Here is a 23,815-nt window from a genome sequence, read left to right as displayed (position 1 = left end):
CGCCAGGAGGAACGGCGGCCCGGGAGCAGGCTCAGGCGATCCGCAGATCGTCGGGCCCGAACCGGTGCATGTGCTCTTCCTGCGGCGTCAGGTAGATCGTGTCGCCGTGGTGCAGGTCGACCTCGCCGCCGGCCCGCACGGTGATCGGCTCTTCGCGGCCTTCAAGATGCACATGGAAGAAGGTGTCGCTGCCCAGATGCTCGGACACGCCGATCTTGCCCTGCCACGCCCCTTCGGTGGACGAAGCGGTGATGTGCTCGGGGCGGATGCCGATTGTCTTGGCGCCGCGCTTTTCTGCCTCGGGGCCGGTCAGCAGGTTCATCTTCGGGCTGCCGATGAAGCCGGCGACGAAGAGGTTGCGGGGGGCACGGTAGAGCTCCAGCGGTGAACCCACCTGCTCGATATGCCCGGCCTGCAGCACCACGATCTTGTCGGCCATGGTCATGGCTTCGACCTGGTCGTGCGTAACGTAGATCATCGTCGTATCGAGCCGCTTGTGCAGCTCGCTGATCTCCAGCCGCATGCCGACGCGCAGCGCCGCGTCGAGGTTGGAGAGCGGCTCGTCAAAGAGAAAGGCCGCCGGCTCGCGCACGATGGCACGCCCGATGGCGACACGCTGGCGCTGGCCGCCCGAAAGCTGGCCGGGGCGCCGGTCGAGATAGGCCTTGAGGTTCAAGACCTCGGCGGCGGCATTCACGCGCCGGTCCTGCTCGGCCTGGTCCATCTTGGCCATGCGCAGCGGGAAGGCGATGTTCTTGCGCACGCTCATATGCGGATAGAGCGCGTAGGACTGGAAGACCATGGCGAGGCCGCGCTTGGCGGGCGGCACCATGGTGGCGTCGCTGCCGTCGATCTCGATATGGCCGGAGGAGACATCCTCCAGCCCAGCGATCAGGCGCAAGAGCGTGGACTTGCCGCAGCCCGAGGGGCCGACGAAGACGACGAACTCGCCATCGTTGATCTCAAGATCCAGCGGCGGGATGACCTCGACCTCGCCGAAAGCCTTGCGGACCTGTTTGAGTTGAATGCGTCCCATGTCTTTATTCCTTGTCCCGGCCTTGGCCCGCTACGGAGCCTTGGCCCCTCCCCCTAGAAATGTCGTACTCTGCCCGGCTCATTTGACCGCACCGAAGGTCAAGCCGCGCACCAGCTGCTTCTGGCTGAACCAGCCAAGGATCAGGATGGGCGCGATGGCCATGGTGGAGGCGGCGGAGAGCTTGGCGAAGAAGAGGCCCTCGGGGCTCGAATAGCTCGCGATGAAGGCCGTCAGCGGCGCCGCGTTGACCGTGGTGAGATTGAGCGTCCAGAACGCTTCGTTCCAGGCGAGGATGAAGTTGAGCAGCAGCGTCGAGGCGATGCCCGGCACCGCCATGGGCGTGAGGATGTAGAGGATCTCCTCCCTCAGCCCCGCCCCGTCCATCCGCCCGGCCTCGAGGATCTCGCCGGGGATCTCGCGGAAGTAGGTGTAGAGCATCCAGATGATGATCGGCAGGTTGATGAGCATCAGGATGACGATCAGCGCGATCTTGCTGTCGAGAATGCCGAGCTGGATGCAGATGAGGTAGATCGGGAAAAGCACCCCCACCGCCGGCAGCATCTTGGTCGAGAGCATCCACATCAGGATGTCCTTGGTTCGCCGCCCCGGCACGAAGGCCATCGACCAGGCCGCCGGCACGGCGACGATGAGGCCCAGGATGGTGGAGCCCCCCGCGATGGCGACCGAGTTCCACAGGTAGCGGGCGTAGTTGCTGCGCTCCTGCACGGTCGCGTAGTTCTCCAGCGTCCAGTCAAAGAACAGGAAGACCGGCGGATTGGCTATGGCCGTGCCTTCTGTCTTGAAGCTGGTCAGGAACGTCCAGAGGATCGGGAAGAAGATCAGAAGGCCGATCGCCCAGGCGAAGATGGTGTTCAGCGTCTTGCGCTGAGATGTGACGGCGCGTGCCATGTCTGCTCCTCCCCCTCAGGCGTCAAGGTTCTTGCCGACGGCGCGCATCAGGAAGATGGCGACGATATTGGCAAGGATGACGGCGATGATCCCCCCGGCAGAGCCGAGGCCGACGTTCTGACTTTCCAGCACGCGCTGGTAGATCAGGTAGGTGAGCGTGCGGGTGCCGAAGCTGCCCTGCGTGGTCACGAAGATCTCTGCGAAGATCGAGAGCAGGAAGATCGTCTGGATCAGCACGACCACGGTGATCGCCCGCGCCAGGTGCGGCAGGATGATGAACCAGAAGCGCTTGAGCATCGGCGCACCGTCCATCTCGCTCGCCTCGAGCTGCTCGCTGTCGAGCGACTGGATGGCGGTGAGCAGGATGAGCGTGGCGAAGGGCAGCCATTGCCAGCTGACGATCAGGATGATCGAGAAGAGCGGCGCCTGAGAGAGCCAGTCGACCGGCTGCGCCCCGAAGAAGCGCCATAGATGTGACAGGACGCCGTTCACCGGGTCCATGAACATGTTCTTCCAGACCAGCGCCGAGACGGTGGGCATCACGAAGAAGGGCGCGATGACGAGGATACGCACGATCCCCTGCCCCCACATCGGCTGGTCGAGCAGCAGCGCCAGAAGGATGCCGCCGATGACGGTGATGGCGAGGATGCCGGCCACCATGATGAGCGTGGTGAGAACGGAATCGATGAACGAGCTTGACGTGATGAAGCGCTCGTAATTGTCGAAGCCCACGCAGCAGTCGAAGACGCCGCGAAGGGGCCGGTAATCGGTAAACGAAAAGTACAGCGTCATGATGAGCGGCACGAGCATCCAGGCCAGAAGCAGGACGACGGCGGGGGTCATCATCAGACGTGCGGCGGAGCGGGAATGCTGTGTCGCCATGGCGCGGTGTCCTCCCCTTATGCTCGACCGGACCCACCACGAGTGATCCAGGAGCGATGCCGGGGGGCGGGCCTGCCGCCCCCCGGAAGGTGGAGGGGCAGCTAGAGCCGCCCCCCTAATTTGGCCTGTCTTCAGGCAGGCTTAGTAACCGGCGGCTTCGATCTCGTCCGTCGTGAAGGCCTGGGCATTGGCCAGAGCCTCTTCGCCCGTCTGCTGACCGGCGAGCGCGGCAGAGATTTCCTGGCCGACCTGGGTGCCGATGCCCGCGAATTCCGGGATCGCCACGAACTGGCCGCCCGTGTAGGGCGTCTCCATCACGGACTGATTGATCGTGTCAGCCGCGTTCATCGCGTTGAGCGTCATCTCGGCGAAGGGCGCAGCTTCCTGGTAGTCGGGGTTCTCATAGAGCGAGGTCCGCGTACCGGGAGGGGCCGAGCGCCAGCCGTTCGCATCGGCGACGATCTGGGCGTAGCCGGGGCCGGTCGCCCAGGCGATGAAGGCTTTGGCGGCATCCTGCTTCTCGGAAGAAGCCGGGATGGCCAGCGACCAGGCCCAGAGCCAGTTGCCGTGGTTGTCGACGCCTTCCTTGTTCGGGAAGACGGCATAGCCAACCGAGTCAGCCACGGTGGAATCGTCGGGGTTGGTCACGAAGCTGGCCGCGACCGTCGCGTCGATCCACATGCCGCACTTGCCCTGCTGGAAGAGCGACAGGTTCTCGTTGAAGCCGTTGTTGGCGGCGCCCGGAGGACCGTAGTTCTCCATCATCATCAGGTAGTCGGCGACGGCGGACTGCCACGGCTCGCTCTCGAACTGGGCTTCCCAGTCGTTGTTGAACCAGGCGCCACCGTAGGAGTTCGCCATGGCCGTCAGGAAGGCCATGTTCTCGCCCCAGCCGGCCTTGCCGCGCAGGCAGATGCCGTAGATCTCGTTGTCGCGGTCGGTCATCGCCTCGGCGGCGGTCATGATGTCCGTCCACGTCGGGTTCTCGGGGATGGTCACGCCGGCTTCTTCAGCCAGATCGGTGCGGTACATCACCATGGCGCTCTCGCCGTAGAAGGGCGAGGCGTAGAGCGTGCCGTCAACGCTGAGCGCGTCGGAGATGGCGGGCAGCAGGTCATCGGCGGCGTAATCGTCGCCCATGTTGTCGAGCGGCACGAGCCAGCCTTGGTTCGCCCAGATCGGAACCTCGTAGGTGCCGATGGTCAGCACGTCGAACTGGCCACCGCCGGTGGCGATGTCCTGCGTCACGCGCTGGCGCAGCACGTTCTCTTCCAGCGTCACCCACTCGAGGGCGATGTCGGGGTGCTGAGCGGTGAAGTCGTCGGTGAGGCCCTGCATGGTGATCATGTCGCCGTTGTTCACGGTGGCGATGGTCAGGGTCGTTTCCTGCGCGGCCGCGGCAAAGCCGACGGCAGACAGCGCGGTGGCGCCCATGAGGGCGCGGATGGTCTTGGTCATAAGATCCTCCCAAGGTCTTGAGCAAATGCTAAGCTCGCGGGCTTTTTCTCAAAAATGGGTGAGGATGGTCAACAGACAATCGTCGCCGCGCTGCGGCGTGAGCGCGAGCTTCGACGTACAAGCTTTTGATTTAAGGTTATTACTGCGCGAGAAGTGCGTCAGCCGTGTCTTCGTCGGTGACAAGGCCGCTGACCAGGCCGCCCAGCATCGCCGCGCGAATCGCGGTTACCTTCTCGCGGCCCTGCGCCGCGGCGATGGTTGGCGTGGCCGGCGACGGGACGATCTCCGCAGAGGAGACACGGGCATTCACCTCGTCGTCGATCAGCCGCCCCTCGGCATCGAAGACGAAGCCGATCACCTCGCCGGCGCCGCCCTTGGCGCGCAGCCGCTCCTGATCCTCGACGCTGATGAACCCGTCCAGCCGCAGCGGCGCCCGCTCGCCCAGCGTACCGACGCCGACGAACCGCACATCGGTTTTCGAGGCGAGCGCCCGGGTGGTGGCCAGCATCTCCTGACCCAGCAGCGCCTCGCGCTCTTGGGGGGTCGAGGTGATGACGGGCAGCGGCATGGGGAAGGTCGGCGCCGTCACCTTGTCGGTGATAGTGAAGAGCACGTTGTAATAGGCCGTCGAGCCATCGGGCGCGATGTTGCCAGTGAGCGAGACGACCTTGTGCTGCGCGCAGTCGAGATGGGGCAAATGCTCGATGGCGCCGCGCAGGGTGCGCCCGGTGCCAAGGCCGATGACCAGCGGCTCGGGCCGCAGCAGCCATTGCTCAAGGATGTCGCCCGTCGCCTGCGCCACCGCCGACAGCGAGGTCGCCGGCGAGGTCAGAGTGGGGACCACTTCGCAGAGCTCCAGCCCGAAGCTGTCGCTGAGGCGCGCGGCCAGCTCCTGACAGCGGGCGATGGGGTGATCGATTCGCACCTTCACCAGACCGGCGGCCTGCGCCTGACTGATGAGACGCTGCGCCGATTGCCGGGAGATCCCCATGATCTGGGCGATCTCGTCCTGCTTCTTGCCGGCGATATAGGAAAGCCAGGCGGCCCGCGCGGCGTCGTCCAGTCTGCGGTCGGCAAAATCCATCCAAATCTCCTTCCCGGTCGTCATCGTGCGGGGGTCACCCTGCAATGACAAGGCTCCAGCCGCCACCGGGCGCGGCGCCGCAGCAGTGGTGCATCTCGAATCGCGGGCACGGCGGTGACAGGCCGGGCCGCACGCCGATCTGTGACGGGAAAGCGTCGGCACGGTTCACGATAAGTTTCGGGCGCGGCATTCGTGCAGCAGTCCGTTGACCATTTTCATGAACCCCTCATAATTTCAGACACTTAACCCCCTGCCCGCCTGAAACATTCCCCGGCCAGATCCCGCCTTCGAACGGCGGAAAGAGGCCGGCCCCGGGCCCCCTGTTCGACGCTCCTTGATCTTGCCCCACTTCCACCCGATGAGCGCCAGCATCCACACGCTGACTGAGACGCAGTGGTGGAGGCGTGCGGACGGAAGAGCCGAACGCGCAACTTGAGGACGAGCAAATGACGCAGAAATCACAGCAACCGAAACCCCAGCAGCAACCCTCCCAGCCGGCCCCGCAGCCGGTGCCGGTGATGTTCCGCGATTACGCCAGCATCTAGGCCCCTCGGGGGAACGAGCGCCCGCATCCCACGCCCTTCGCCCTACATGGGCGGAGAGGCGCCGATGACTGTGCGGCCCTCTGGAATTGGCCCGCTCCGCGGCTAATGTGCCGCCATGAGCGGCAGAACGACACTTATCGTCACCGGCCAGGCCAGCGCGGCGGCATCCATTGCCGCCCTCCGGCCCGCCGGTCTTTCGCCCCGCTCCCTCCACGGTCAGCTCCCGCGAAAGGTTGCGCGATGAAATCCCTTGCCCTGGCTGCCTTTGCGGCGGCCCTTGCCCTCTCGGCCTGCGCTACGAAAGAGCCCGAGGTCACCCGCTCGGCGCCGACGCTATATCCCGGCGAGACCGGCGAGATGCGCCAGATGATCCGCGCCTATGCCCAGCGCCTCGGTATCCCCGAAGAGCTGCTGCACCGCGTCATCCAGCGCGAAAGCGATTACAACCCCGGCGCTCGCAACGGGCCCTACTACGGGCTCATGCAGATCCTGCCCGCCACGGCCGGAACGATGGGCTATGACGGCCCGCCCTCCGGCCTGCTCGATGCGGCCACCAATCTGGAATATGCCGGCCGCTACCTGCGCGGCGCCTGGCTCGTCTCTGACGGCGATATCGACGCGGCCGTCGGCTGGTATGCCCGCGGCTACTATTACGAGGCGCGCGACCGCTGCCTGCTCGTCGAGACCGGGCTGAACAGCCGCGAGCTTTGCGCCGCCGAACGCGGCTGAGCACACCCCCAAACGAGAAACGGGCACGCACCTTGCCGGCGCGTGCCCGTTTTCATGTCAGGCCGTAGGGTGCGTGCTCAGCACGCACCCACCAAGTCAGCCAACCAGCTCGAGGCCCGAGAAGTAGAAGGCGATCTCTTCGGCCGCCGTCTCCGGCGCGTCAGAGCCGTGAACGGAGTTCTCACCGACGCTCTCGGCGAATTCGGCGCGGATGGTGCCCGGCGCGGCATCGGCGGGGTTGGTCGCGCCCATGACTTCGCGGTTCTTGCTGATGGCGTTCTCGCCTTCCAGCACCTGCACCACGACGGGGCCGGAGGCCATGAATTCGGTCAGTTCGCCGAAGAAGGGGCGCTCTTTGTGCACGGCGTAGAATTCGCCGGCCTGAGCGACCGTCAGCAGGATGCGCTTTTGCGCGATGATGCGCAGGCCGGCATCCTCGAACTTCTTGTTGATGGCGCCGGTCAGGTTGCGGCGGGTGGCGTCGGGCTTGATGATCGAAAGCGTGCGTTCGGTGGCCATGGGCTTACCTCTTGATGGATGGGGCCGGCGGGGCCGGCTGAATTGATCGCGGCGCGGTTAGCATGCACCAGAGCCGGAGGGAAGGCGCCATCGGGCGCCCTGCCCCCGCAAAAGCAGCTTGTGACGCCGGGTGCGACCCGGCGCCCCGTTTCCGCGCCCTGCCCCCCGTGCTATTGAGGAGCTGCGCCTGCCACCCCTGCGGCGGGCCGATACAGAGGGCCTGCGTATGCTTGGATCGTTCGACGCCATCCTCCTCGCGCGCATCCAGTTCGCCTTCACGGTGAGCTTCCACTTTCTGTTCCCCGCCTTCACCATCGGCCTGGCCAGCTATCTCGCCGTGCTGAACGGCATGTGGCTGTGGACGAAGGAGCAGCGCTACCTCGCACTCTTCCGCTACTGGGTGAAGATCTTCGCGATCGCCTTCGCGATGGGCGTCGTCTCGGGCATCGTGATGTCCTACCAGTTCGGCACCAACTGGTCGGTCTTCTCCGACAAGGCCGGCCCGGTGATCGGCGCGCCGATGGCCTATGAGGTGCTCAGCGCCTTCTTCCTCGAGGCCGGCTTCCTCGGCATCATGCTCTTCGGGCGCGACCGTGTCGGCCCCGCGCTGCACATGATCGCCTGTATCGCCGTGGCCGGGGGCACCGCGCTGTCGGCCTTCTGGATCCTCAGCGTCAATTCCTGGATGCAGACGCCGGCGGGGTTCGAGATCGATCCCGAGACGGGGCAGTTCCTGCCGACCGACTTCTGGCAGGTGATCTTCAACCCCTCCTTCCCCTACCGGCTCGCCCATACCGTCACCGCAGCCTATCTCACCACCGCCTTCATCGTCGGCGGCGTCGGCGCATGGCACCTGCTGCGCGCCCGCCGCCGCAACGAGTTGGCGACGCCCGCGACGCGCACGATGTTCTCGATGGCGATGTGGATGGCGGTGGTGGTGGCGCCGGTGCAGATCTTCCTCGGCGACCAGCACGGGCTGAACACGCTGGAGCATCAGCCGGTGAAGGTGATGGCCATGGAGGGCCATTACGAGAGCCATCCCGACGGCGCGCCGCTCTACCTGTTCGGCATCCCGAATGACGAAACGCAGACGCTCGACTACGCCATCGGCATCCCGAAGTTGTCGTCGCTGATCCTCAAGCACAGCTGGGACGCACCGCTCGACGGGCTTGATACCGTGCCGGACGAGGACCAGCCGCCGGTCTTCATCGTCTTCTGGGCCTTCCGCATCATGGTGGCGCTTGGCTTCGCGATGCTGGGCCTTGGCCTTTGGTCGCTCATCGCTCGGATGCGCGGGCAGCTCTACGACGCGCATTGGCTGCACCGCTTCGGCGTGCTCATGGGGCCGTCGGGCCTGGTCGCGGTCCTCGCCGGCTGGATCACGACAGAGGTCGGGCGCCAGCCCTACACCGTTTACGGCATGCTGCGCACCGTCGACAGCGCGGCGCCGCTGGCAGCCCCGGCCGTGGGCGCCTCGCTGGTGGCGTTCATCGTGATCTATTTCGCGCTCTTCGGGGCCGGCACCTATTACATCCTGCGGCTCATGGGCCATGCGCCAGCCGCCGGCGAGCCACGCCTGAAGGATTCCACCGACGGGCCGACCCGCGCCTCTGGCATCACCCCGGCCCCGGGCGAGGCGGCCCGCGGCCATTCCGGCAAACGTGGAGGCGCTCATGCCGTTCGTTGAGGGCATCTCCTTCGATCTGACCGTCGTCTGGGCGTTTATCATCGCCTTCGCAGTGCTCGTCTATGTTGTGCTCGACGGCTTCGATCTGGGCCTCGGCATGCTTTTCGCGACCGAGCGGCGTGAGGACGACCGCAACGTGATGATGAACTCTGTCGCCCCTGTCTGGGACGGCAACGAGACATGGCTCGTTCTCGGCGGCGGCGGGCTGCTGGCGGCCTTTCCGCTGGCCTATGCGCTGATCCTGCCGGCGCTTTACGCGCCCTTGATCGCCATGCTGCTGGCGCTGGTCTTTCGCGGCGTGGCCTTTGAGTTCCGTTGGCGCGCCACGAAGGGCCGCTGGATGTGGGATTGGGCCTTCATCCTCGGCTCGTCCGTCGCCACGCTGGCGCAGGGCATCGCCCTTGGCGCGCTGCTCCAGGGTATCGAGATCGACGAGGCCGCCCGCGCCTATTCCGGCGGCTGGTGGGATTGGCTGACGCCCTTCTCGCTGCTCGTCGGCGTGGCGCTGATGTGCGGCTACATGCTGCTCGGCGCCACCTGGCTGGTCGCCAAGACCACCGGCGCGCTGCAGGCCCGGATGCGCCGCAAGGCCATGGTGCTGATGGTCGGCACGGTAATCTTCATCGGGCTCGTCAGCCTGTGGACGCCCTTCCTGCAGGAGGGCTACTACCTGCGCTGGTTCGGCGGCTGGCGCATTGGCCTGGCCGTCGCGGTGGCGGTGATCACGCTGGTGCTGGCCGGCCTGCTGGCCATGACGTTGCGCAGCAACGGGCGCGACGGCCTGCCCTTCGTGCTGTCGCTGGGGCTGTTCGTGCTGGCCTTCGCGGGGCTCGGCCTGTCGATGTACCCCTATGTCGTACCGACCGAGGTGACGATCTGGGAGGCCGCCGCACCTGAGAACAGCCAGATCTTCATGCTGATCGGCGCCGCGGTGCTGGTGCCGATCATCCTGATCTATACCGCCTTCGCCTATTGGGTATTCCGCGGCAAGATCGACCCCGAGGCGGGGTATCATTGAAGCGCGGCGTGTCGCGGCTTTTCTGGTTCGCCGGCCTCTGGCTGGCGAGCGTCGCCTGCGTGGGCGCGGTGGCCTATCTCATCCGGCTGATGATCCTCTAGGCGGAGAGGCAATCCGGGTGCGGGGTACACCGGAGCGAAGCTCGCAAGAACTCCGCTCCGGCGCGGCAGCCTTCTACTCCGGGAAGGCGAAGGCGACGGGCTCGCGGCCCTCCGGCGGCTGGACCGAGGAGCCGGTGCCCGGGCCCCAGATGTCGACATTCTCCGAGGAATTACCCGCAGTTGCCTCCATCGAGATCGGCCCCAGCATCGAATAGACGTAGCCTTCGATGGGCGGCGCTTCAGCCGGGATGTTCTCCGCGTTCACGTCCTGGTCGATGAAGGCGGCGACGACCATTTCGTTCTGAACGATGCGGCCGACATCCTGGTGCCAGGAGCCGGGCGGGCCCCAGTCTTCATGGGCGATCTTATAGTAGACCAGCTCGCCGTCGATCACGATGTCCTCAAGGCTGCCGTGCGTCCACGGGTTGTCGCAGCGCCCGCAGACATAGCCGCGGATCCCGTCCTCGAACCGGACGAAATTGAACAGCTGCTTGTTCATGCCGACGCCGCCCCAGAACAGGGCGATCCAGGTGCCGGCCACGTCATCGATGCCGAGCTCCTGCGTGAACTCCGCAGGCTGCCAGTAGCCGTCGGAGGCCGCCTGCACGGTCGTTCCAGCCGTCTTGCCCTGCGGCGGCACCTCTTCCATGGCGGGCGTCGCCGGCGTGCCGGGCGGATACATCTCGACCGGATTGGCGCCGATATCGGGGCCGCGCGGATCCTTGATGAGGGCCAGATCGCCCTCGACACCATCGCCCGTGACCGTGATCTGGCTGCCATCGAGCATCGCGTGCTGCGTCAGCGTCGTATGGATCGAGCCGTCTGGATTGGGGAAGCGCACGGTGTAGCTCAGCCCCTCCTCCTCGCTCCACGTGCCGTCGATGAAGCCGGCGGTGGTGACGTCGGAGCAGCTGGTGCAGTAGTAGCCTCGCACCGTCTTGCCCTCGATGACGAACTCGTAGATATGCGGATCGGTGCCGAGCTCGGTGCGCCAGCCGCCGCGCCAGTAGTCGGCGTCGAGGGCCACAGCCGCCTGCGCTCCGCCGAGCGCTGCCGTACTGCCGAGCAGTAATGTCAGTGCAGATCTCATGATTTTCCTCCTCCTTGCCCGGGCCGATCGGACAGCGCCGCTTTCCTCCTCGCGACGCGCCCGTTCTCAGCGGTGCTCTTCCAAGCAGCGGCTGATGCGAACCCTTCAGGCGACTCGGATGGTCAGAGGATGGGCGAGACCTGTCAATCGGCATCCCCCAATTGAGACATTTGCAAAAAGCGTCAAAGGCCGGCGGATATTGGCCGCGCGCCGGCGGTTCCGTGCTGCGTGCCGCCGCCGCCCCACGGCTTCGTGCGCGGCTTTCGACTTTTCCTGACTGATTTCATCGGATAGGAATCTGCCGACTTCAATATCGCCCGGGATGCCCGCCGTGACCCAGCTTGAAAGCGCGACCTTCGTCACCATCGAAGACACCGCCGCCTTCCGCAATTACCTCGCAACCCGCGCGGCGGAGGATGATTTTGGCCTCTCGCAGCCGGCGCCCGGCCAGTTGCAGGCCGAGAGGCAGACCGGTCGAGCCAAGATCGACCTCGGCGGTGGCGCGGCCCGCATCGCGGTGGAGGCGGGCGACATCGGCGGGCTGGTGGCGACGCGCGGGCTCGTCTCGTGGTACCTCGGCGGCTACGACCTCGTGCTGGCCGAGCCTGTTTGGAGCGGCGAGGATCTGAGCGGCCAAGTGCCGCCCAATTTCCACTTCGCCGATGTGGTGGATGTGCGCGAGCTCAACCGCTCATACCTGCGCCTCACGCTGGAGGGCGACATGGCGCCCTTCGCGGCCGGCGGCCTGCATTTTCGCATGTTCCGCCAGCAGCCCGGCATCGCCGCGCCCGTCTGGCCGCGCATGTCGGCCCGCGGCACCGTCGACTGGCCGAAGGGGCCCGGCGCGCCCTTCTGCCCCGCCTATACGGCCCGCCACGTCTATGCCGATGCCGGCGTGATGATGGTGGACATCTTCCGCCACGAGGGCGGCCCGACGGTGGATTGGTGCCTCTCCCGCCCCATCGGCGAACGGGTCGGCCTCTCCTTCTCGGGCAAGGACGACACGCCCGTAGAGCCCTGGCTGATGATGGCGGGCGACGAGACGGCAGTGCCGGCACTTCTGCGCATGCTGGAGCAGGCCCGGCCCGACCAGCGGGGTGAGGTGCTGCTGCTGGCCGGGGACGAGAGCGCCGTCCAGGAGGTGCAAACCGCCTCGCAGATCGAAGCGCGTTGGCTGATCCGTGGCAAGGGCGAGAGCCTAACCGAGGCCGCCGCCGGCCTGCGCGGGCCGAAGGGCGAGACGCATTACTGGTTCGCCGCCAGCAAGGCCGAGGCCAGGCAGATGCGCGCGCACTTCCGCCAGACCCTCGGCGTGGCGCGCGAGCATATGTACTGCGCCGCCTATTGGTAGCCGGCTCAGGCCCCGGGCTTGCGTGACATCGCGGCGATGGCGCCCCGCAGCTCCGCCAGGCCCACATGGCGGCCCACCAGCGGATAGCCCGGCTGGGCACGGCGGCGGGCATCGTCTGACATGTCGAGCCCGTGGTCGGGGCGGAAGGGAATGTCATGATCGGCGCGGCCCTCGGCGCGGCGGCGGGCCTCCTCCTCAAGCACCGCCTCGATCACCGCCAGCATGTCGACATCACCAGCCAGATGCCCCGATTCGTGGAACGAGGCCGGCGGCACAGGCGCGTCGCGCGCCACGTTGCGCAGATGCAGAAAGGCGATGCGCGGCCCCCAGCGGCGCACGATGCCGGGCAGGTCGTTGTCGCCCCGCCCGCCGAGCGAGCCGGTGCAGAAGGTCATGCCATTGGCGGGCGAGTCGACTGCGTTCAGCACCGCGGCGTAATCCGCCTCGGTCGACATGACGCGCGGCAGGCCGAGCAGCGGGAACGGCGGATCGTCGGGATGGCAGCAGAGCCGCAGCCCGAGCCGCTCGGCCACCGGCACAACCTCCTCAAGAAAGGCGATGAGATGGGCGCGCAGCACCTCCGGCCCGATCTCGGCATAGGCGTCGAGCTCGGCGGTGAGCTTCTCCAGCGATAGGCCCTCCGGCTCACCCGGCAGGCCGAAGAGGATGGCGCGGGTCAGGCGGTCGCGGGTGGCCTCGTCCATCTCCGCCGCGCGCTCGGCGGCGGCGGCGGTGATGTCATCGGGGTAGCTGGCCCCTGCCCGGCCCAGCACATGCAGGTCGAAGACGGCGAAATCGACATAGTCGAACCGCATGCACGTGGCGCCCGACGGCAGGCCCCAGGCCAGATCGGTGCGCGTCCAGTCGAGGACAGGCATGAAGTTGTAGCAGATCACCTCGATGCCGGCGGCGGCGAGGTTCTCAAGGCTCTGCACATAGGTGGCGATATGCTCGCGCCAGGGGCCGGTCTGCCGCTTGATGGCCTCTGAAACGGGCAGCGACTCGACCACCTCCCACTCCATCCCGCCGGCGCGGATCTCGGCCTGGCGGCGGGCGATCTCCTCCGCCGCCCACAGCTCGCCGGAGCGCAGATGGTGCAGCGCCGACACCACGGCTGGCACGCCGGTCTGGCGCACATCCTCGATCGTGATCGGATCCTGCGGCCCGAACCAGCGCCAACTTTCGCGCATCCTCATCCCCTCAACTGTCGTCTCTTCTGGCCAGAGCTTGGGCGGCCTGTCCAGCGCATTGTTGACTAGTATGGTAGAATGGTGCAACCGTCTTTGCAGGGAGTGAGACCGATGATCATGCAGCCGCAATCCGTGCTTAACGACAGCCAGCCCATCGGCGGCCAGCTGTTCGACAAGCTGCGCCTGCGCATCGTGCGCGGCGAGCTGGTGCCCGGCACCCGCCTGTCAGAGGCCGGCGTGGCGGCGGAATTCAATGTCTCCCGACAGCCCGTGCGCGAGGTGTTCATCCGCCTCGCCGAAGAGGGCCTGCTGGAGATCCGCCCCCAGCGCGGCACCATCGTGCCGAAGATCTCGCGCCGTATGGTCGAGGATGCCCGCTTCGTGCGTGAGGCCATCGAGGCCGATGTCGTGCGCCTCGCCGCCCGCAACATGCATGCCGCCGATATCGACGAGCTGCGCGCCCTCGTGGCCCTGCAGCAGAAGGCCGAGGACATCCCCGCCTTCATCGAGCTCGACGACGGCTTTCATCGCCTGCTCGCCGAGGGCGTGGGCCGGGTGCATGCCTGGCATGTCATCGAGGGGCTGAAGGCTCAGCTCGACCGGGTGCGCTACCTCAGCCTGCAGCGCTTTCCCAAGGCGAAGCTCATCGCCCAACACAGCGCCATCGTCGAGGCCATCGCCACCGGCGAGCCCACGGCCGCCGAGGCCGCGATGCGCCGGCATCTCAATACCATCGTCGACGATCTGCCCATCATCGCCGGCGAGAACGAGACCCACTTCGAGTGAGGAGACGCGGGGGGAGAGAACACCCGCACCAACAGGAGGAGAGACAATGAAGCATTCCGTACTGACCGGGGCGACCGCCCTTGGCCTGCTCTTCGGCGCCGCCGTGCAGGCGCAGGATTACACGCTCAACATCAACACCGCCCTCGCCACCAACGACCCGCTCTATGCCGGGCTCGAGGCGCTGCGCGACAATGTCGCCGAGGCCTCCGATGGCCGGCTGGAGATCGTGCTCTACCCCAATTCGCAGCTCGGCCCTGACGAAGACGTGCTGGAGCAGGCCCGTGCCGGCGCACCTGTCGCCGTCGTCGTCGATGGCGGGCGGCTCGCCGTCTATCAGAACGAGATGGGCATTCTCGGCGCGCCCTTCCTCGCCTCGGGCTACGAGGGCATCCGCAATGTCGTGACCTCCGACGTCTTCCAGGGCTGGGTCGACGAGATGGCCGACAGCTCGGGGCTGCAGGTGCTCAGCTTCAACTGGTGGCAGGGCGAGCGGCATCTGTTGACCAACAAGGCCATCACCGGGCCCGAGGATCTGGCCGGCATCCGCATGCGCACCCCCGGCGCGCCCGTCTGGATGGGCACGATCGAGGCAATGGGCGCCACGCCCACCCCGATGCCCTGGGCCGATGTCTATTCCGCCCTGTCCTCGAACGTCATCGACGGCGCCGAGGCGCAATTCCCCGCCATCGTTGGCGCGAACCTCAACGAGGTGATCGACCACGTCACCAAGACGGGCCACATCAACCTGATCACCGGCCTCGTCACCTCGGCCGGCTGGTTCGACAGCCTGCCGGAAGACCTGCAGACCATGCTGCTGGATGAGAGCCTGAAGGCTGGCGACATCGCCTCCTACGGCACGCAGGACAGCCTCGATGCAATCGAGCAGCAGCTCGTCGATGGCGGCGTGACGGTCGACGAGATCGACACCCAGGTGTTCCGCGACGCGACCGCCGTCGTCTACGACGATCTGGGCTACGGCGATCTGCGCGACCAGGTGCGCGCCATCGCCGCCGGCGAGTAACCACGCGCAGCGGGCCGCCATCGCGGCCCGCCGCCTTCCCGGGGAGGGGGCATGGCCCACATCTACACCCGCGCCGAATTCGTGATCGGCGCGCTCATTCTGATGGTGATCACCGGGCTGGTCTTCGTGGCCGCCCTGATGCGCACCTTCGGGCACCCGCTGGTCTGGTCCGTCGATCTGGCGCAGCTTCTGTTCATCTGGCTCTGCTTCATCGGCGCCACCCGTGCCCTGCGCCAGCGCGCGCATCTGGGTGTCGATCTGGTGATCCGCCTCGCGCCCTACCGCATCCGCCGCCTTGTCGAGACCGGCATCGCCCTGCTGACGCTGGTGTTCCTCGCCGTGCTTGCGGTCGAGGGGGTGAAGCTGACCCTGCTGAACATCGAGCGGCAGTTCGGCGACAGCGGCCTTTCCTACGCCTGGGTCACCATCGCGGTGCCTGCCGGCAGCCTGCTGCTCGGCGGCTCGATCAGCGCCAACCTGCTGGGCGCCTGGCGCTCCGACGACCGGCTGGTCTTCGACCGCAATCTCGAAACACCCTCGGCCGAGGCCGCCCGCTCGCGGTCGGAGGCGATCTGATGGGCATGATCTCCATCGTCTTCGTCGCCCTGATGGTGCTGGGCGCGCCCATCGCCATCGCCATCGGCATGGCAGGCTTCACGTTCTTTCTGCAGAGCGACGTAATGCCCCTCTCCATCGCCGTGCAGAAGATCGCCACGGTCAGCCAGAGCTTCCCGCTTCTGGCGGTGCCCTTCTTCATCTTCGCCGGGCATCTGATGAACGAGAGCGGCATTTCCGACCGGCTCTTCAAGTTCAGCCATGTCGCCGTCAGCTGGATGGCCGGCGGCCTTGCGCAGGTCTCGATCATCCTCTCCACGCTGATGGGCGGCGTCTCGGGCGCCGCCGTGGCCGATGCGGCGATGCAAAGCCGGGTGGTCGGGCCGCAGATGCTGTCTTCGGGCTATTCCAAGGGCTTCACCGCTGCGGTCATCGCGCTCTCATCGCTCATCACCGCCACCATCCCGCCCGCCATCGGGCTGATCCTCTACGGCTATGTCGGCCAGGTCTCCATCGGGCGGCTGTTCATGGCGGGCATCGTGCCAGGCTTCATGATGATGGCCTTCCTCATGGTCGCCGCCTGGGCCATCGCCCGCCGCCGCGGCTATGGCGACCCCGAGGCCGTGCGCCCCACGCTCGGCGCCCTCGGCCGGGCGGCCTGGGATGCCAAATGGGCCCTGCTCTTCCCGGTGCTTCTGATCGTCTCGATCCGCGGCGGCGTGTTCACCCCCTCCGAGGTCGGCGCCTTCGCGGTGGTCTATGCCATCCTCGTCGGCACGCTCGGCCACCGGGTGATGCAGTGGGAGGGGATGCAGCGCGCCCTTGGTGATGCGCTCAGCGACATCGGCATGGTGATGCTCATCATCCTGATGTCGGGCATGCTGGGCTTTGCGATCATCTTCCTGCGCGTACCGCAGGAGGTGGCCGACGCGCTGCTCACCGGGCTGCAGAACCCCATCGTCATTGTCGCCGTCGTGCTGCTTGGGCTGTTCATCGCCGGCCTCTTCATCGAGAGCACCATCCTGGTGCTGCTGCTCACCCCGATTCTGGTGCCCGTCGTCAAGGCGGCGGGGGTTGATCCGGTGCATTTCGGCATCCTGATGATGACCATCGTCACCCTCGGTTCGATGACCCCGCCGGTAGGGGTAGCGATGTACACGGTCTGCTCGATCCTGAACGTACGGGTCGAGGAATACGTGCGGGAGTCGATCCCCTTCTTCCTCGCGATCTTCGCAGTCGTGGCGATCGTGCTGTTCTTCCCGGGCCTCGTCCTCTTCCTCCCGAATTGGATGTTTGGCTGACAAACGGGAAGCCACCGGCCGGCGTGCCTCCTCGCGCCGGCCGGCTCTTAGTGTCGGAAGCCTCAGGGGCGGATCGCCGGCGCTTCCATCTCCATCCCGGCGGCGCGCTCCTTCAGATAGGCTTCCAGCGCCACGAATTCCTCGCTGCCGGCCCCGAACGGCTCGGCCCGCACACCCACCATGCAATTGCGCAGCCGCCGGTCGAGGTCGCCCATCTCCTGCCATTCCAACCGGTATTGCGGATAGCCCGTCGGATGCGCCTGCGGGATCTCCGCCGCCATCAGATGCGCCCCGGCATTGTCGTCATGGCAAGAGGCGCAGGAGAGGTTGAGCTGGCCCATCCGCGTGAAGAACATCTGCTCTCCCTCGGCGCGCACGACATCGAGCGCCTCGCCCTCGGGCAGCGCGATGGGCAGCCCGCGCGATTGCAGCGAGATTAGCGTCGTCAGCGCCAGCAGCGGCTCGCTGCCGCGCTCCAGCGCCTCGGCGCCCTGGTGCCGCTCTCGGCAAAGATTGATGCGCCCGGCCAGATCGACGGCGCGGCCGCTCTCCTCATCCCAGTCGGGATAGCGCGCGGCGACACCCTCCATATCCTCCGGCGCGCCATGGCAATCGGCGCAGGAGGCCTCCTTGCTGCCCGCCGCCTCGCTCCACAGCCCCTCGCCGGTCTGCGCCCAGAGCAGGCCGGGGTTGGAGAAATCGTCGTCCTGCATCTGCTGCAGCTCGGGCGCCATGATGTCGTAGCTTGAGACGCGCCCGTCCTGCCCCGCCAACGGGGCCGCCAGCGAGACCAGCCCGGCAAGCGCCGCCCCTGCCCTCGCTTTCTTCGAAATACTCCGGGGGGGCCGAAGGCGGGGGGCCGCGCCCCCCTCCACACTGGCCGCCTGGCGCCCCATCAGCTCACCTCGAGCGGCCGCGTCTCGGTGGCCGTATCGCCCGCCTCATCCACCCAGCTCAGCTCGACATCGCCGCTCTCCTCGGCCGTCAGCCAGAAGGAGAAGAACGGGTTCGCCGCCACCGCCGGGTGCAGCTCGGCCCGGAACACCTCTGCCCCCATGTAGCGGCAGGTGATCTCGTGGATGATGTTGCGCGGCACCAGCTTGCCGTCGGGCCCGGTGCGAAAGCCCGTTTCCATCGGGTGCGAGATGATGAGCTTGATCTCGACCTGCTCGCCCTTTGCCGCCGTCTCCGGCACATTGATCATCACGGCCATGGCTCAGGTCTCCCTGCAGGCGGGCGCGGTCACGACGACGTTGGTCTCGGCAGACCAGAACGAGCCGTCAGACATGCGCGCCACGGCGTGGACATGCTGCGTGCCGTTGAGGCGAATGCGTGTCTGCGCCTCGGCCTTCCCCGACATGGGGGAGAAGAAGAAGCGAACCGTATCGGGCAAGGGGTTGATCTCGTTGAAGATCGCGATGGCCTCGACGTAGTCCTCGCCCGTCATCGGGCTCTCCGCCGCCACGCGCAGCGGCACGGTATTGCCGTTTTCCACCAGCAGCGGAATGTCGAGTTCGACGCGGCCCACGGTAACCTCGGCGCCGCCGGTGAACTCGTCGATGGCGGTGCGCATCGTCTCGGGCGTTGCCAAAGCCGGCGTCATCCGCAGGATCAGCGGGCTGGCGAGGCCGGCGGCGAGAAAGCCGCGGCGGGTGGGGTTCAGCAGGGTCACTCTTGCTCCTCCGTCAGGGTGGCGAGGAAGGCGACGACGTCTTCCACCTCCTGCCCTGTCAGCAATGTATGCCCTTCCCAGCGATCGCCAACCCGGTCGAGCCCTTCAAGATCGTGATAGGGCGGCATGATGGTGGCCGGGTTGATCACCCGGCTGTCGACGATGCGCTGGCGCAGCTGCGCCACGCTCAGCCTGTCGCCCACCCCGTTCAGCGGCGGCGCGAGATCGCCCATGAAGGGCACCTCGGGGAACGGGCCGGAATGGCAGAGCACGCAAAGCCCGCGTGTGGGTTCGGTGACGATGGCCCGGCCATTCGCCACGTCGCCGGGATTGGTGGTCAGGGGCTCCTCCATCCCCTGACCGAGCGCTGGTGCGGCTGCGACAAGCGCGGCCAGCACGGCGCTAACCCCAGATCTGCTGCGTGATCGTCTCATACCAAGCCCGGGCGTAATCCGCTTCGGCGGCATGGGTTGCAGCATCAGAGCCGAGCGGGCTGACGCCCCCCGTGCCCTCGATCGACACGATCTCGTCATCGCGCACATCGTAGACGCCGGCAACGGTGAATCCGTAATCGGGCGCCGCGAGCGAGTAGCAGGTGTTGATGTATTTGGGCGTGGTCGGCGTGTCACCCCGCATCATCGCGTCGATGGCGGCGGCCACGACCTTGCCCTGCGCATTGGCCGAGAAACCCGATTTCGGCATCGCGCCGGCGAGCGAGGCGTCGCCGAGCACGTGGATGCCGGGCACGAGCGTACTTTCGAAGGTGTCGGCATGCACCGGGCACCAGCCCGTCTCATCCGCCACGCCGGCTGCCTCGGCGATGGCCCCGGCCTTCTGCGGCGGGATCACGTTGCCTACGTCCACCTGGTAGCTGTCGAAGTCGGTGTTGATCGTCATCGCGTCGGCATCGACTGAGGTGACATTGCCGCCCAGCGAGAACGGCACCCATTCGATCATGCCGGGATAGAGCGTCGCCCAGGCCTCCTCGAAGAGGTCGCGCTTCGAGAAGGCGTCCTTGGCATCGAGGATGAGGATTTTCGAGTTCGGCTTCTCTGTCTTCAGATAATGCGCGATCAGGCTCGCCCGCTCGTAGGGCCCGGGCGGGCAGCGGAAGGGGTTGGCCGGCGGGCAGATGGCGACGGTGCCGCCGTCGGGCATGGCCTCAAGCTGGCTGCGCAGAAGCTCCGTCTGGGGCCCGGCCTTCCAGGCGTGGGGCATCAGCTCCGCCGCCTCTTCGTCATAGCCGGGGATGGCGTCGTAGCGCATGTCGACGCCAGGCGAGAGCACCAACCGGTCAAAGGGCAGGCTGTCACCGGAGGCGAGCACAAGGCTCTGGCCATCCACGCCCACCGCCTCGCCCTGAATCACGTCGACCCCGGCGGCGCGCAGGCCCTCGTAGCTGAAGGTGATGGCGGACATGGCATTGATGCCGCCGAGCACGGTGTTCGAGAAGGGGCAGGTGCTGAATTCGGCATTGCGCTCGACCAGCGTCACGTTGTGGCCCGCCCCGGCCAGCAGCCGGGCGACGGTGCCGCCGCCAAAGCCGGCACCGACCACGACAATGCGGCCGGCATCCTGCGCCATGACGGGGCGAAGCGCGAAGGGCGCGGTGGCGATAGCCATACCGGTCGCCGCCAGCATGGTGCGTCGATTGAGGGTCATTCGCTCACTCCCGTGATCCAGGCCGCGATGGCCGCCACCTCATCGGGCGAGAAGCCCGGGGCGATGCGGGGCATGATGGTGCCCTCTCGCTCGCCCGCGCGGAAATGCGCCATGGCCGCTTCGATATCTTCCGGCGCCATCTGCGCCAGCGAGAGCGGCGCGTCCTCGGTCACCCCATGGCAGCCGGTGCAGGCCAGGCCGCCCGGCGGGGCGTTTGCCATCATGCCGGCCAGCGTCTCCGGCGCGTCTTGCGCAGAGGCGGCCAGCGGCAGCGAGGCCAGGATCAAAGCTGTGAATGCAAACCGCATCGGCGCCTCCTTGGAGGGTTCAGGCGGGGGATGAACGGGCGGCCCTTCTCAGAGCCGCCCGCCTGGGGTGTTTGCCGGCGGCCCGCCCAAGGGGGCCGCAGCGGCGTTAGGCGCTGGCGTCAGTCAGCTGTCAGGTCCGTCTTCCAGAGCGGCAGCTGGCGCACGCGCTTGCCGGTCGCCTGGTAGACGGCGTTGAGCACTGCGGGGGTCGCGACGAAGATCGTCGGCTCGCCCACGCCGCCCCAGAACCCGCCCGACGGCACCAGATGCGGCTCGACCGGCGGCATGTCCGCCATCATCACCACGGGGTAGGTGTCGAAGTTGGTTTCCTGGAACTGACCGTTTTCCATGGTCATCTCGCTGACGAGACCGGCGGACAGGCCCATGGCAAAGGAGCCATCGATCTGCGCTTCGATCTGCTGCGGGTTGGCCACGTGCCCCGGGTCGGTCGCCGCGACGATGCGGTGGATCTTCACGTTGCCACGGTCATCGACCGAAACCTCGGCCGCCGCCGCCACATAGGAGCCGTAGCCCATGTGCTGGCTGATGCCGCGATAGACGCCCTCTTCCGGCGGCGTATCCCAGCCGATGCCCTCGGCCACCTTGTCGAGCACGGCAAGGTGACGCGGATGGTCCTGCATCAGGCCCCGGCGGAACTCCAGCGGGTCCTTCCCGGCCGCCACGGCGAGCTCGTCGATGAAGCTCTCCAGATAGAAGGCGTTCTGGTTGTTGCAGACACCGCGCCAGAAGCCGGGCCGCGCCGGCGGATTGCGCATGGCGTGGTCGATGAGCAGGTTCGGCACGGTGTAGCCGAATTCGCCCTCTTCGCTTTCAGCGTTGAGGCCCTGGAACATCGTCTGGTCCATGCCGTCCTGCAGGGCGAAAGGCATCAGGCCGGCGAGGATCGACTGGCCGGAGATGCGCATGTGCATCGCCGTCAGGTTGCCATCGGCATCGAGACCGCCGGTGAAGCGGGCCTTGGTCGTCGGGTGGTAGGTGCCGTGCGTCTGGTCCTGCTCGCGGGTCCAGATGAGCTTGACGGGGGTGCCCGGCATCTCCTTGGCGATCTGCACCGCCTGCGTCACGTAATCCTGGCTCGAGGCCCGGCGCCCGAAGCCGCCGCCAGGATTGATCCGGTGAACGCGGCAGGCCGTGATATCGAGGCCAGAGGCGTTGGAGGCGGCGGCAAGGGCGCTTTCGGCGTCTTGCGTGGCCGTCCAGACTTCGCAGGCGCCGTCTGTCATGAGCGCGGTGGCGTTCATGGGCTCCATCGTGGCGTGGTGCTGCCACGGGAAGTGGTAGTCGGCGGTGACAACCTGCGCCGCATCGGCCAGCGCCGCTTCGACATCGCCGCTCTGGTTGCCAACGAAGGCTTCCTCGGCATCAAGTCCGTCATCCAGCATGGCGTGCAGCTGTTCCTGCCCGAAGTTGGCGTTCTCACCCAGATCCCATTCGATGGGCAGGGCATCGGCCGCAACCTTGGCCCGCCAGAACGTGTCGGCCACGACGGCGATGGTGCTGTCATCGAGCTGCAGGACGTTCTTGACGCCCGGCATGTCCATCACCGCGCCCTGATCGAAGCTGGTGATGACGCCGCCCAGCACGGGCGACATGATGACGGCGGCGTTGAGCATGCCCTCCATCGTGTGGTCGAGCGAGTAGATGCGGCTGCCGTCGAGCTTGTCGAGCGTGTCGAGGCGCGGCATCGGCTGGCCGGCAATCGTCCAGTCCGCCGGGTCCTTCAGCGCCACCTCTTCGGGCACTTCCATGCCGGCAGCGGCCTCGGCCACGTCGCCATAGGTCAGCGTGTCGCCGTTCGGGCCGGTGATGACGCCTTTCGAGACGGTCAGCTCAGCGGCATCGACGCCCCATTGCTCGGCCGCGGCGGCCAGAAGCATGTGGCGGGCGGCAGCGCCGCCGGTGCGCACCATCTGCTGGCTAGAACGGATCCCGTTCGAACCGAAGGTGCCCATGGCACCCCACACGCGGTCGCGCGCGACGTTCTCGCTGGCCGAGATCAGCTCGTAGGTGACATTGTCCCAATCGGCATCGAGCTCTTCCGCGACGAGCTGGACGAGGCCGGTCAGTGTGCCCTGCCCCATTTCCTGCTTAGCGACGCGCACAACCACGGTGCTGTCGGGGTTGATGACGACCCAGGCGTTGATCTCGGGCGTCGCCCCGGCAGCCGCGTCCTGCGCGGCGGCAGAGTTGAGCCCGAAGCCCAGAGCGAAGCCACCGGCTGCCGCTGAGCTCGCCAGGAAGCCCCGGCGGGAGAGTTTGAATTGTTCGGTCATGGATTCTCCTCCCCTACAGCATCTCTGCGGCGCGCTTGATGCCTGCGCGGATGCGGTTGTAGGTGCCGCACCGGCAGATGTTCATCATCATCGCGTCAATGTCGTCATCGGTCGGATTGGGATAATCGTTGAGCAGCGCCGCCGCGGCCATGATCTGGCCGGACTGGCAGTAGCCGCACTGGGGCACGTCGAGTTCGGCCCAGGCTTTCTGCACCGGGTGGGTCAGATCTTCCGACAGCCCCTCGATGGTGGTGATCTTCTCGCCCTCGCGCAGGTCACCGACCTGAAGCGTGCAGGAGCGGGTCGGCAGGCCGTCGATATGCACCGTGCAGGCACCGCAGGCGCCGACGCCGCAGCCGTATTTCGTACCGGTCATGCCGAGCTGTTCGCGGATCACCCACAGCAGCGGGGTATCGGGCTCGACGTCCACATCGTGGCTGACGCCGTTGACATTGAGTTGCACCATGGATCGCTCCTCCTCAGGACAGGCGCCAATGCGCCGCTTGCGCGAAAGCCTACGCCAGTGCCTTCGCAGCGCAACAGACGGTGACGTGAAGAGAAGATAAAGTTCGAGTCACAGGCCGTTGATATTGCATTTTATTAGGAATGCCTATCCG

At 66.8% G+C, this 23,815-nt stretch carries 25 protein-coding genes; 9 read left to right on the top strand and 16 right to left on the bottom strand.

From position 1 onward, the window contains the following. Positions 1 to 31 precede the first annotated feature (31 nt). The 5 genes from ACXN5S_RS10045 to ACXN5S_RS10025 form a co-directional block, all read right to left on the bottom strand. Positions 32 to 1,036: an ABC transporter ATP-binding protein gene (locus tag ACXN5S_RS10045; protein ID WP_458605296.1), complete on the bottom strand. Its 1,005-nt coding sequence runs from the start codon at positions 1,034 to 1,036 to the stop codon at positions 32 to 34. 78 nt (positions 1,037 to 1,114) lie between these two features. Beyond that, a complete protein-coding gene (locus tag ACXN5S_RS10040; protein WP_458605295.1) occupies positions 1,115 to 1,945 on the bottom strand; it encodes a carbohydrate ABC transporter permease in 831 nt (276 codons plus the stop codon). A gap of 15 nt (positions 1,946 to 1,960) precedes the next feature. Continuing rightward, a complete protein-coding gene (locus ACXN5S_RS10035; protein ID WP_458605294.1) occupies positions 1,961 to 2,827 on the bottom strand; it encodes a carbohydrate ABC transporter permease in 867 nt (288 codons plus the stop codon). Between the two features lie 141 nt (positions 2,828 to 2,968). Beyond that, a complete protein-coding gene (locus ACXN5S_RS10030; RefSeq protein WP_458605293.1) occupies positions 2,969 to 4,285 on the bottom strand; it encodes an ABC transporter substrate-binding protein in 1,317 nt (438 codons plus the stop codon). A 139-nt stretch (positions 4,286 to 4,424) separates the two neighbouring features. Beyond that, positions 4,425 to 5,369 carry a sugar-binding transcriptional regulator gene (locus ACXN5S_RS10025; RefSeq protein WP_458605292.1) on the bottom strand — a complete coding sequence of 315 codons (945 nt, stop codon included), beginning with the start codon at positions 5,367 to 5,369 and terminating at the stop codon, positions 4,425 to 4,427. A gap of 785 nt (positions 5,370 to 6,154) precedes the next feature. On the opposite strand from ACXN5S_RS10025, the gene ACXN5S_RS10020 reads away from it, so the two are divergent. Beyond that, positions 6,155 to 6,643, top strand: a complete 489-nt coding sequence (locus tag ACXN5S_RS10020; protein WP_458605291.1) for a transglycosylase SLT domain-containing protein — start codon at positions 6,155 to 6,157, stop codon at positions 6,641 to 6,643. A gap of 96 nt (positions 6,644 to 6,739) precedes the next feature. Here ACXN5S_RS10020 and ndk read toward each other — a convergent pair whose 3' ends face one another. Further along, positions 6,740 to 7,162: a nucleoside-diphosphate kinase gene (gene ndk / locus ACXN5S_RS10015; protein WP_458605290.1), complete on the bottom strand. Its 423-nt coding sequence runs from the start codon at positions 7,160 to 7,162 to the stop codon at positions 6,740 to 6,742. Between the two features lie 226 nt (positions 7,163 to 7,388). Between ndk and ACXN5S_RS10010 the strand changes: the two genes are divergently transcribed. The 3 genes from ACXN5S_RS10010 to ACXN5S_RS10000 are packed head-to-tail and all read left to right on the top strand — an operon-like array spanning position 7,389 to position 9,968. Continuing rightward, positions 7,389 to 8,849 carry a cytochrome ubiquinol oxidase subunit I gene (locus tag ACXN5S_RS10010; RefSeq protein ID WP_458605289.1) on the top strand — a complete coding sequence of 487 codons (1,461 nt, stop codon included), beginning with the start codon at positions 7,389 to 7,391 and terminating at the stop codon, positions 8,847 to 8,849. Next, the gene (cydB, locus tag ACXN5S_RS10005) at positions 8,836 to 9,867 is read left to right on the top strand and encodes a cytochrome d ubiquinol oxidase subunit II (protein WP_458605288.1); all 1,032 of its coding nucleotides are present in this window, start codon (positions 8,836 to 8,838) and stop codon (positions 9,865 to 9,867) included. The genes ACXN5S_RS10010 and cydB overlap by 14 nt, the downstream gene beginning before the upstream one ends. A gap of 8 nt (positions 9,868 to 9,875) precedes the next feature. Continuing rightward, positions 9,876 to 9,968 carry a DUF2474 family protein gene (locus tag ACXN5S_RS10000; protein WP_458605287.1) on the top strand — a complete coding sequence of 31 codons (93 nt, stop codon included), beginning with the start codon at positions 9,876 to 9,878 and terminating at the stop codon, positions 9,966 to 9,968. A 73-nt stretch (positions 9,969 to 10,041) separates the two neighbouring features. On the opposite strand, the gene ACXN5S_RS09995 is transcribed toward ACXN5S_RS10000, so the two are convergent. Next, positions 10,042 to 11,058, bottom strand: coding sequence for a hypothetical protein (locus ACXN5S_RS09995; protein ID WP_458605286.1), 1,017 nt, complete (start codon positions 11,056 to 11,058; stop codon positions 10,042 to 10,044). A gap of 322 nt (positions 11,059 to 11,380) precedes the next feature. Between ACXN5S_RS09995 and ACXN5S_RS09990 the strand changes: the two genes are divergently transcribed. After that, complete coding sequence (locus ACXN5S_RS09990) at positions 11,381 to 12,409, top strand: siderophore-interacting protein (protein ID WP_458605285.1); 1,029 nt, start codon at positions 11,381 to 11,383, stop codon at positions 12,407 to 12,409. 5 nt (positions 12,410 to 12,414) lie between these two features. Here the strand turns inward: ACXN5S_RS09990 and uxuA are convergent, their stop codons facing one another. Further along, positions 12,415 to 13,599, bottom strand: coding sequence for a mannonate dehydratase (gene uxuA, locus ACXN5S_RS09985; protein ID WP_458605284.1), 1,185 nt, complete (start codon positions 13,597 to 13,599; stop codon positions 12,415 to 12,417). 111 nt (positions 13,600 to 13,710) lie between these two features. On the opposite strand from uxuA, the gene ACXN5S_RS09980 reads away from it, so the two are divergent. From ACXN5S_RS09980 to ACXN5S_RS09965, 4 genes are read left to right on the top strand one after another with little or no spacing between them, the layout of a single operon-like run. Then, positions 13,711 to 14,385 (top strand): GntR family transcriptional regulator, encoded by a 675-nt coding sequence (locus ACXN5S_RS09980; RefSeq protein ID WP_458605283.1) that lies wholly within the window; start codon positions 13,711 to 13,713, stop codon positions 14,383 to 14,385. Between the two features lie 46 nt (positions 14,386 to 14,431). Beyond that, the gene (locus tag ACXN5S_RS09975; RefSeq protein WP_458605282.1) at positions 14,432 to 15,406 is read left to right on the top strand and encodes a C4-dicarboxylate TRAP transporter substrate-binding protein; all 975 of its coding nucleotides are present in this window, start codon (positions 14,432 to 14,434) and stop codon (positions 15,404 to 15,406) included. A gap of 51 nt (positions 15,407 to 15,457) precedes the next feature. After that, a complete protein-coding gene (locus ACXN5S_RS09970) occupies positions 15,458 to 15,982 on the top strand; it encodes a TRAP transporter small permease (RefSeq protein WP_458605281.1) in 525 nt (174 codons plus the stop codon). Continuing rightward, complete coding sequence (locus tag ACXN5S_RS09965) at positions 15,982 to 17,262, top strand: TRAP transporter large permease (RefSeq protein WP_458605280.1); 1,281 nt, start codon at positions 15,982 to 15,984, stop codon at positions 17,260 to 17,262. Before ACXN5S_RS09970 ends, ACXN5S_RS09965 begins: the two co-directional genes overlap by 1 nt. 62 nt (positions 17,263 to 17,324) lie before the next feature. Here the strand turns inward: ACXN5S_RS09965 and soxA are convergent, their stop codons facing one another. The 8 genes from soxA to ACXN5S_RS09925 form a co-directional block, all read right to left on the bottom strand. Beyond that, complete coding sequence (gene soxA, locus ACXN5S_RS09960; RefSeq protein WP_458605279.1) at positions 17,325 to 18,035, bottom strand: sulfur oxidation c-type cytochrome SoxA; 711 nt, start codon at positions 18,033 to 18,035, stop codon at positions 17,325 to 17,327. Between the two features lie 122 nt (positions 18,036 to 18,157). Next, on the bottom strand, positions 18,158 to 18,475 hold the full coding sequence (gene soxZ / locus ACXN5S_RS09955; protein WP_458605278.1) for a thiosulfate oxidation carrier complex protein SoxZ: 318 nt from the start codon (positions 18,473 to 18,475) through the stop codon (positions 18,158 to 18,160). Positions 18,476 to 18,478: 3 nt separating this feature from the next. Continuing rightward, positions 18,479 to 18,934, bottom strand: a complete 456-nt coding sequence (locus ACXN5S_RS09950; protein ID WP_458605277.1) for a thiosulfate oxidation carrier protein SoxY — start codon at positions 18,932 to 18,934, stop codon at positions 18,479 to 18,481. Beyond that, complete coding sequence (gene soxX, locus ACXN5S_RS09945) at positions 18,931 to 19,287, bottom strand: sulfur oxidation c-type cytochrome SoxX (protein ID WP_458605276.1); 357 nt, start codon at positions 19,285 to 19,287, stop codon at positions 18,931 to 18,933. The genes ACXN5S_RS09950 and soxX overlap by 4 nt, the downstream gene beginning before the upstream one ends. 49 nt (positions 19,288 to 19,336) lie before the next feature. Beyond that, complete coding sequence (locus ACXN5S_RS09940) at positions 19,337 to 20,596, bottom strand: FCSD flavin-binding domain-containing protein (RefSeq protein ID WP_458605275.1); 1,260 nt, start codon at positions 20,594 to 20,596, stop codon at positions 19,337 to 19,339. Next, on the bottom strand, positions 20,593 to 20,904 hold the full coding sequence (locus ACXN5S_RS09935; protein WP_458605274.1) for a c-type cytochrome: 312 nt from the start codon (positions 20,902 to 20,904) through the stop codon (positions 20,593 to 20,595). The genes ACXN5S_RS09940 and ACXN5S_RS09935 overlap by 4 nt, the downstream gene beginning before the upstream one ends. 119 nt (positions 20,905 to 21,023) lie before the next feature. Then, positions 21,024 to 23,198, bottom strand: coding sequence for a xanthine dehydrogenase family protein molybdopterin-binding subunit (locus ACXN5S_RS09930; RefSeq protein WP_458605273.1), 2,175 nt, complete (start codon positions 23,196 to 23,198; stop codon positions 21,024 to 21,026). A gap of 13 nt (positions 23,199 to 23,211) precedes the next feature. Then, the gene (locus ACXN5S_RS09925; RefSeq protein ID WP_458605272.1) at positions 23,212 to 23,664 is read right to left on the bottom strand and encodes a (2Fe-2S)-binding protein; all 453 of its coding nucleotides are present in this window, start codon (positions 23,662 to 23,664) and stop codon (positions 23,212 to 23,214) included. Positions 23,665 to 23,815: the final 151 nt, after the last annotated feature.

This window comes from Pseudoroseicyclus sp. H15 (assembly GCF_054353345.1).
The sequence above is the reverse complement of the archived record's forward strand: the minus strand, read 5'-3'. Positions and strand labels throughout refer to the sequence as shown.

What these genes read in the sequence shown, in the direction of transcription:
- ACXN5S_RS10045 (WP_458605296.1), bottom strand. Translation starts at nt 1,036, where the DNA reads ATGGGACGCATTCAACTCAAACAGGTCCGCAAGGCTTTCGGCGAGGTC.
- ACXN5S_RS10040 (WP_458605295.1), bottom strand. Translation starts at nt 1,945, where the DNA reads ATGGCACGCGCCGTCACATCTCAGCGCAAGACGCTGAACACCATCTTC.
- ACXN5S_RS10035 (WP_458605294.1), bottom strand. Translation starts at nt 2,827, where the DNA reads ATGGCGACACAGCATTCCCGCTCCGCCGCACGTCTGATGATGACCCCC.
- ACXN5S_RS10030 (WP_458605293.1), bottom strand. Translation starts at nt 4,285, where the DNA reads ATGACCAAGACCATCCGCGCCCTCATGGGCGCCACCGCGCTGTCTGCC.
- ACXN5S_RS10025 (WP_458605292.1), bottom strand. Translation starts at nt 5,369, where the DNA reads ATGGATTTTGCCGACCGCAGACTGGACGACGCCGCGCGGGCCGCCTGG.
- ACXN5S_RS10020 (WP_458605291.1), top strand. Translation starts at nt 6,155, where the DNA reads ATGAAATCCCTTGCCCTGGCTGCCTTTGCGGCGGCCCTTGCCCTCTCG.
- ndk (WP_458605290.1), bottom strand. Translation starts at nt 7,162, where the DNA reads ATGGCCACCGAACGCACGCTTTCGATCATCAAGCCCGACGCCACCCGC.
- ACXN5S_RS10010 (WP_458605289.1), top strand. Translation starts at nt 7,389, where the DNA reads ATGCTTGGATCGTTCGACGCCATCCTCCTCGCGCGCATCCAGTTCGCC.
- cydB (WP_458605288.1), top strand. Translation starts at nt 8,836, where the DNA reads ATGCCGTTCGTTGAGGGCATCTCCTTCGATCTGACCGTCGTCTGGGCG.
- ACXN5S_RS09995 (WP_458605286.1), bottom strand. Translation starts at nt 11,058, where the DNA reads ATGAGATCTGCACTGACATTACTGCTCGGCAGTACGGCAGCGCTCGGC.
- ACXN5S_RS09990 (WP_458605285.1), top strand. Translation starts at nt 11,381, where the DNA reads ATGCCCGCCGTGACCCAGCTTGAAAGCGCGACCTTCGTCACCATCGAA.
- uxuA (WP_458605284.1), bottom strand. Translation starts at nt 13,599, where the DNA reads ATGCGCGAAAGTTGGCGCTGGTTCGGGCCGCAGGATCCGATCACGATC.
- ACXN5S_RS09980 (WP_458605283.1), top strand. Translation starts at nt 13,711, where the DNA reads ATGATCATGCAGCCGCAATCCGTGCTTAACGACAGCCAGCCCATCGGC.
- ACXN5S_RS09975 (WP_458605282.1), top strand. Translation starts at nt 14,432, where the DNA reads ATGAAGCATTCCGTACTGACCGGGGCGACCGCCCTTGGCCTGCTCTTC.
- ACXN5S_RS09970 (WP_458605281.1), top strand. Translation starts at nt 15,458, where the DNA reads ATGGCCCACATCTACACCCGCGCCGAATTCGTGATCGGCGCGCTCATT.
- ACXN5S_RS09965 (WP_458605280.1), top strand. Translation starts at nt 15,982, where the DNA reads ATGGGCATGATCTCCATCGTCTTCGTCGCCCTGATGGTGCTGGGCGCG.
- soxZ (WP_458605278.1), bottom strand. Translation starts at nt 18,475, where the DNA reads ATGGCCGTGATGATCAATGTGCCGGAGACGGCGGCAAAGGGCGAGCAG.
- soxX (WP_458605276.1), bottom strand. Translation starts at nt 19,287, where the DNA reads ATGGAGGAGCCCCTGACCACCAATCCCGGCGACGTGGCGAATGGCCGG.
- ACXN5S_RS09940 (WP_458605275.1), bottom strand. Translation starts at nt 20,596, where the DNA reads ATGACCCTCAATCGACGCACCATGCTGGCGGCGACCGGTATGGCTATC.
- ACXN5S_RS09935 (WP_458605274.1), bottom strand. Translation starts at nt 20,904, where the DNA reads ATGCGGTTTGCATTCACAGCTTTGATCCTGGCCTCGCTGCCGCTGGCC.
- ACXN5S_RS09930 (WP_458605273.1), bottom strand. Translation starts at nt 23,198, where the DNA reads ATGACCGAACAATTCAAACTCTCCCGCCGGGGCTTCCTGGCGAGCTCA.
- ACXN5S_RS09925 (WP_458605272.1), bottom strand. Translation starts at nt 23,664, where the DNA reads ATGGTGCAACTCAATGTCAACGGCGTCAGCCACGATGTGGACGTCGAG.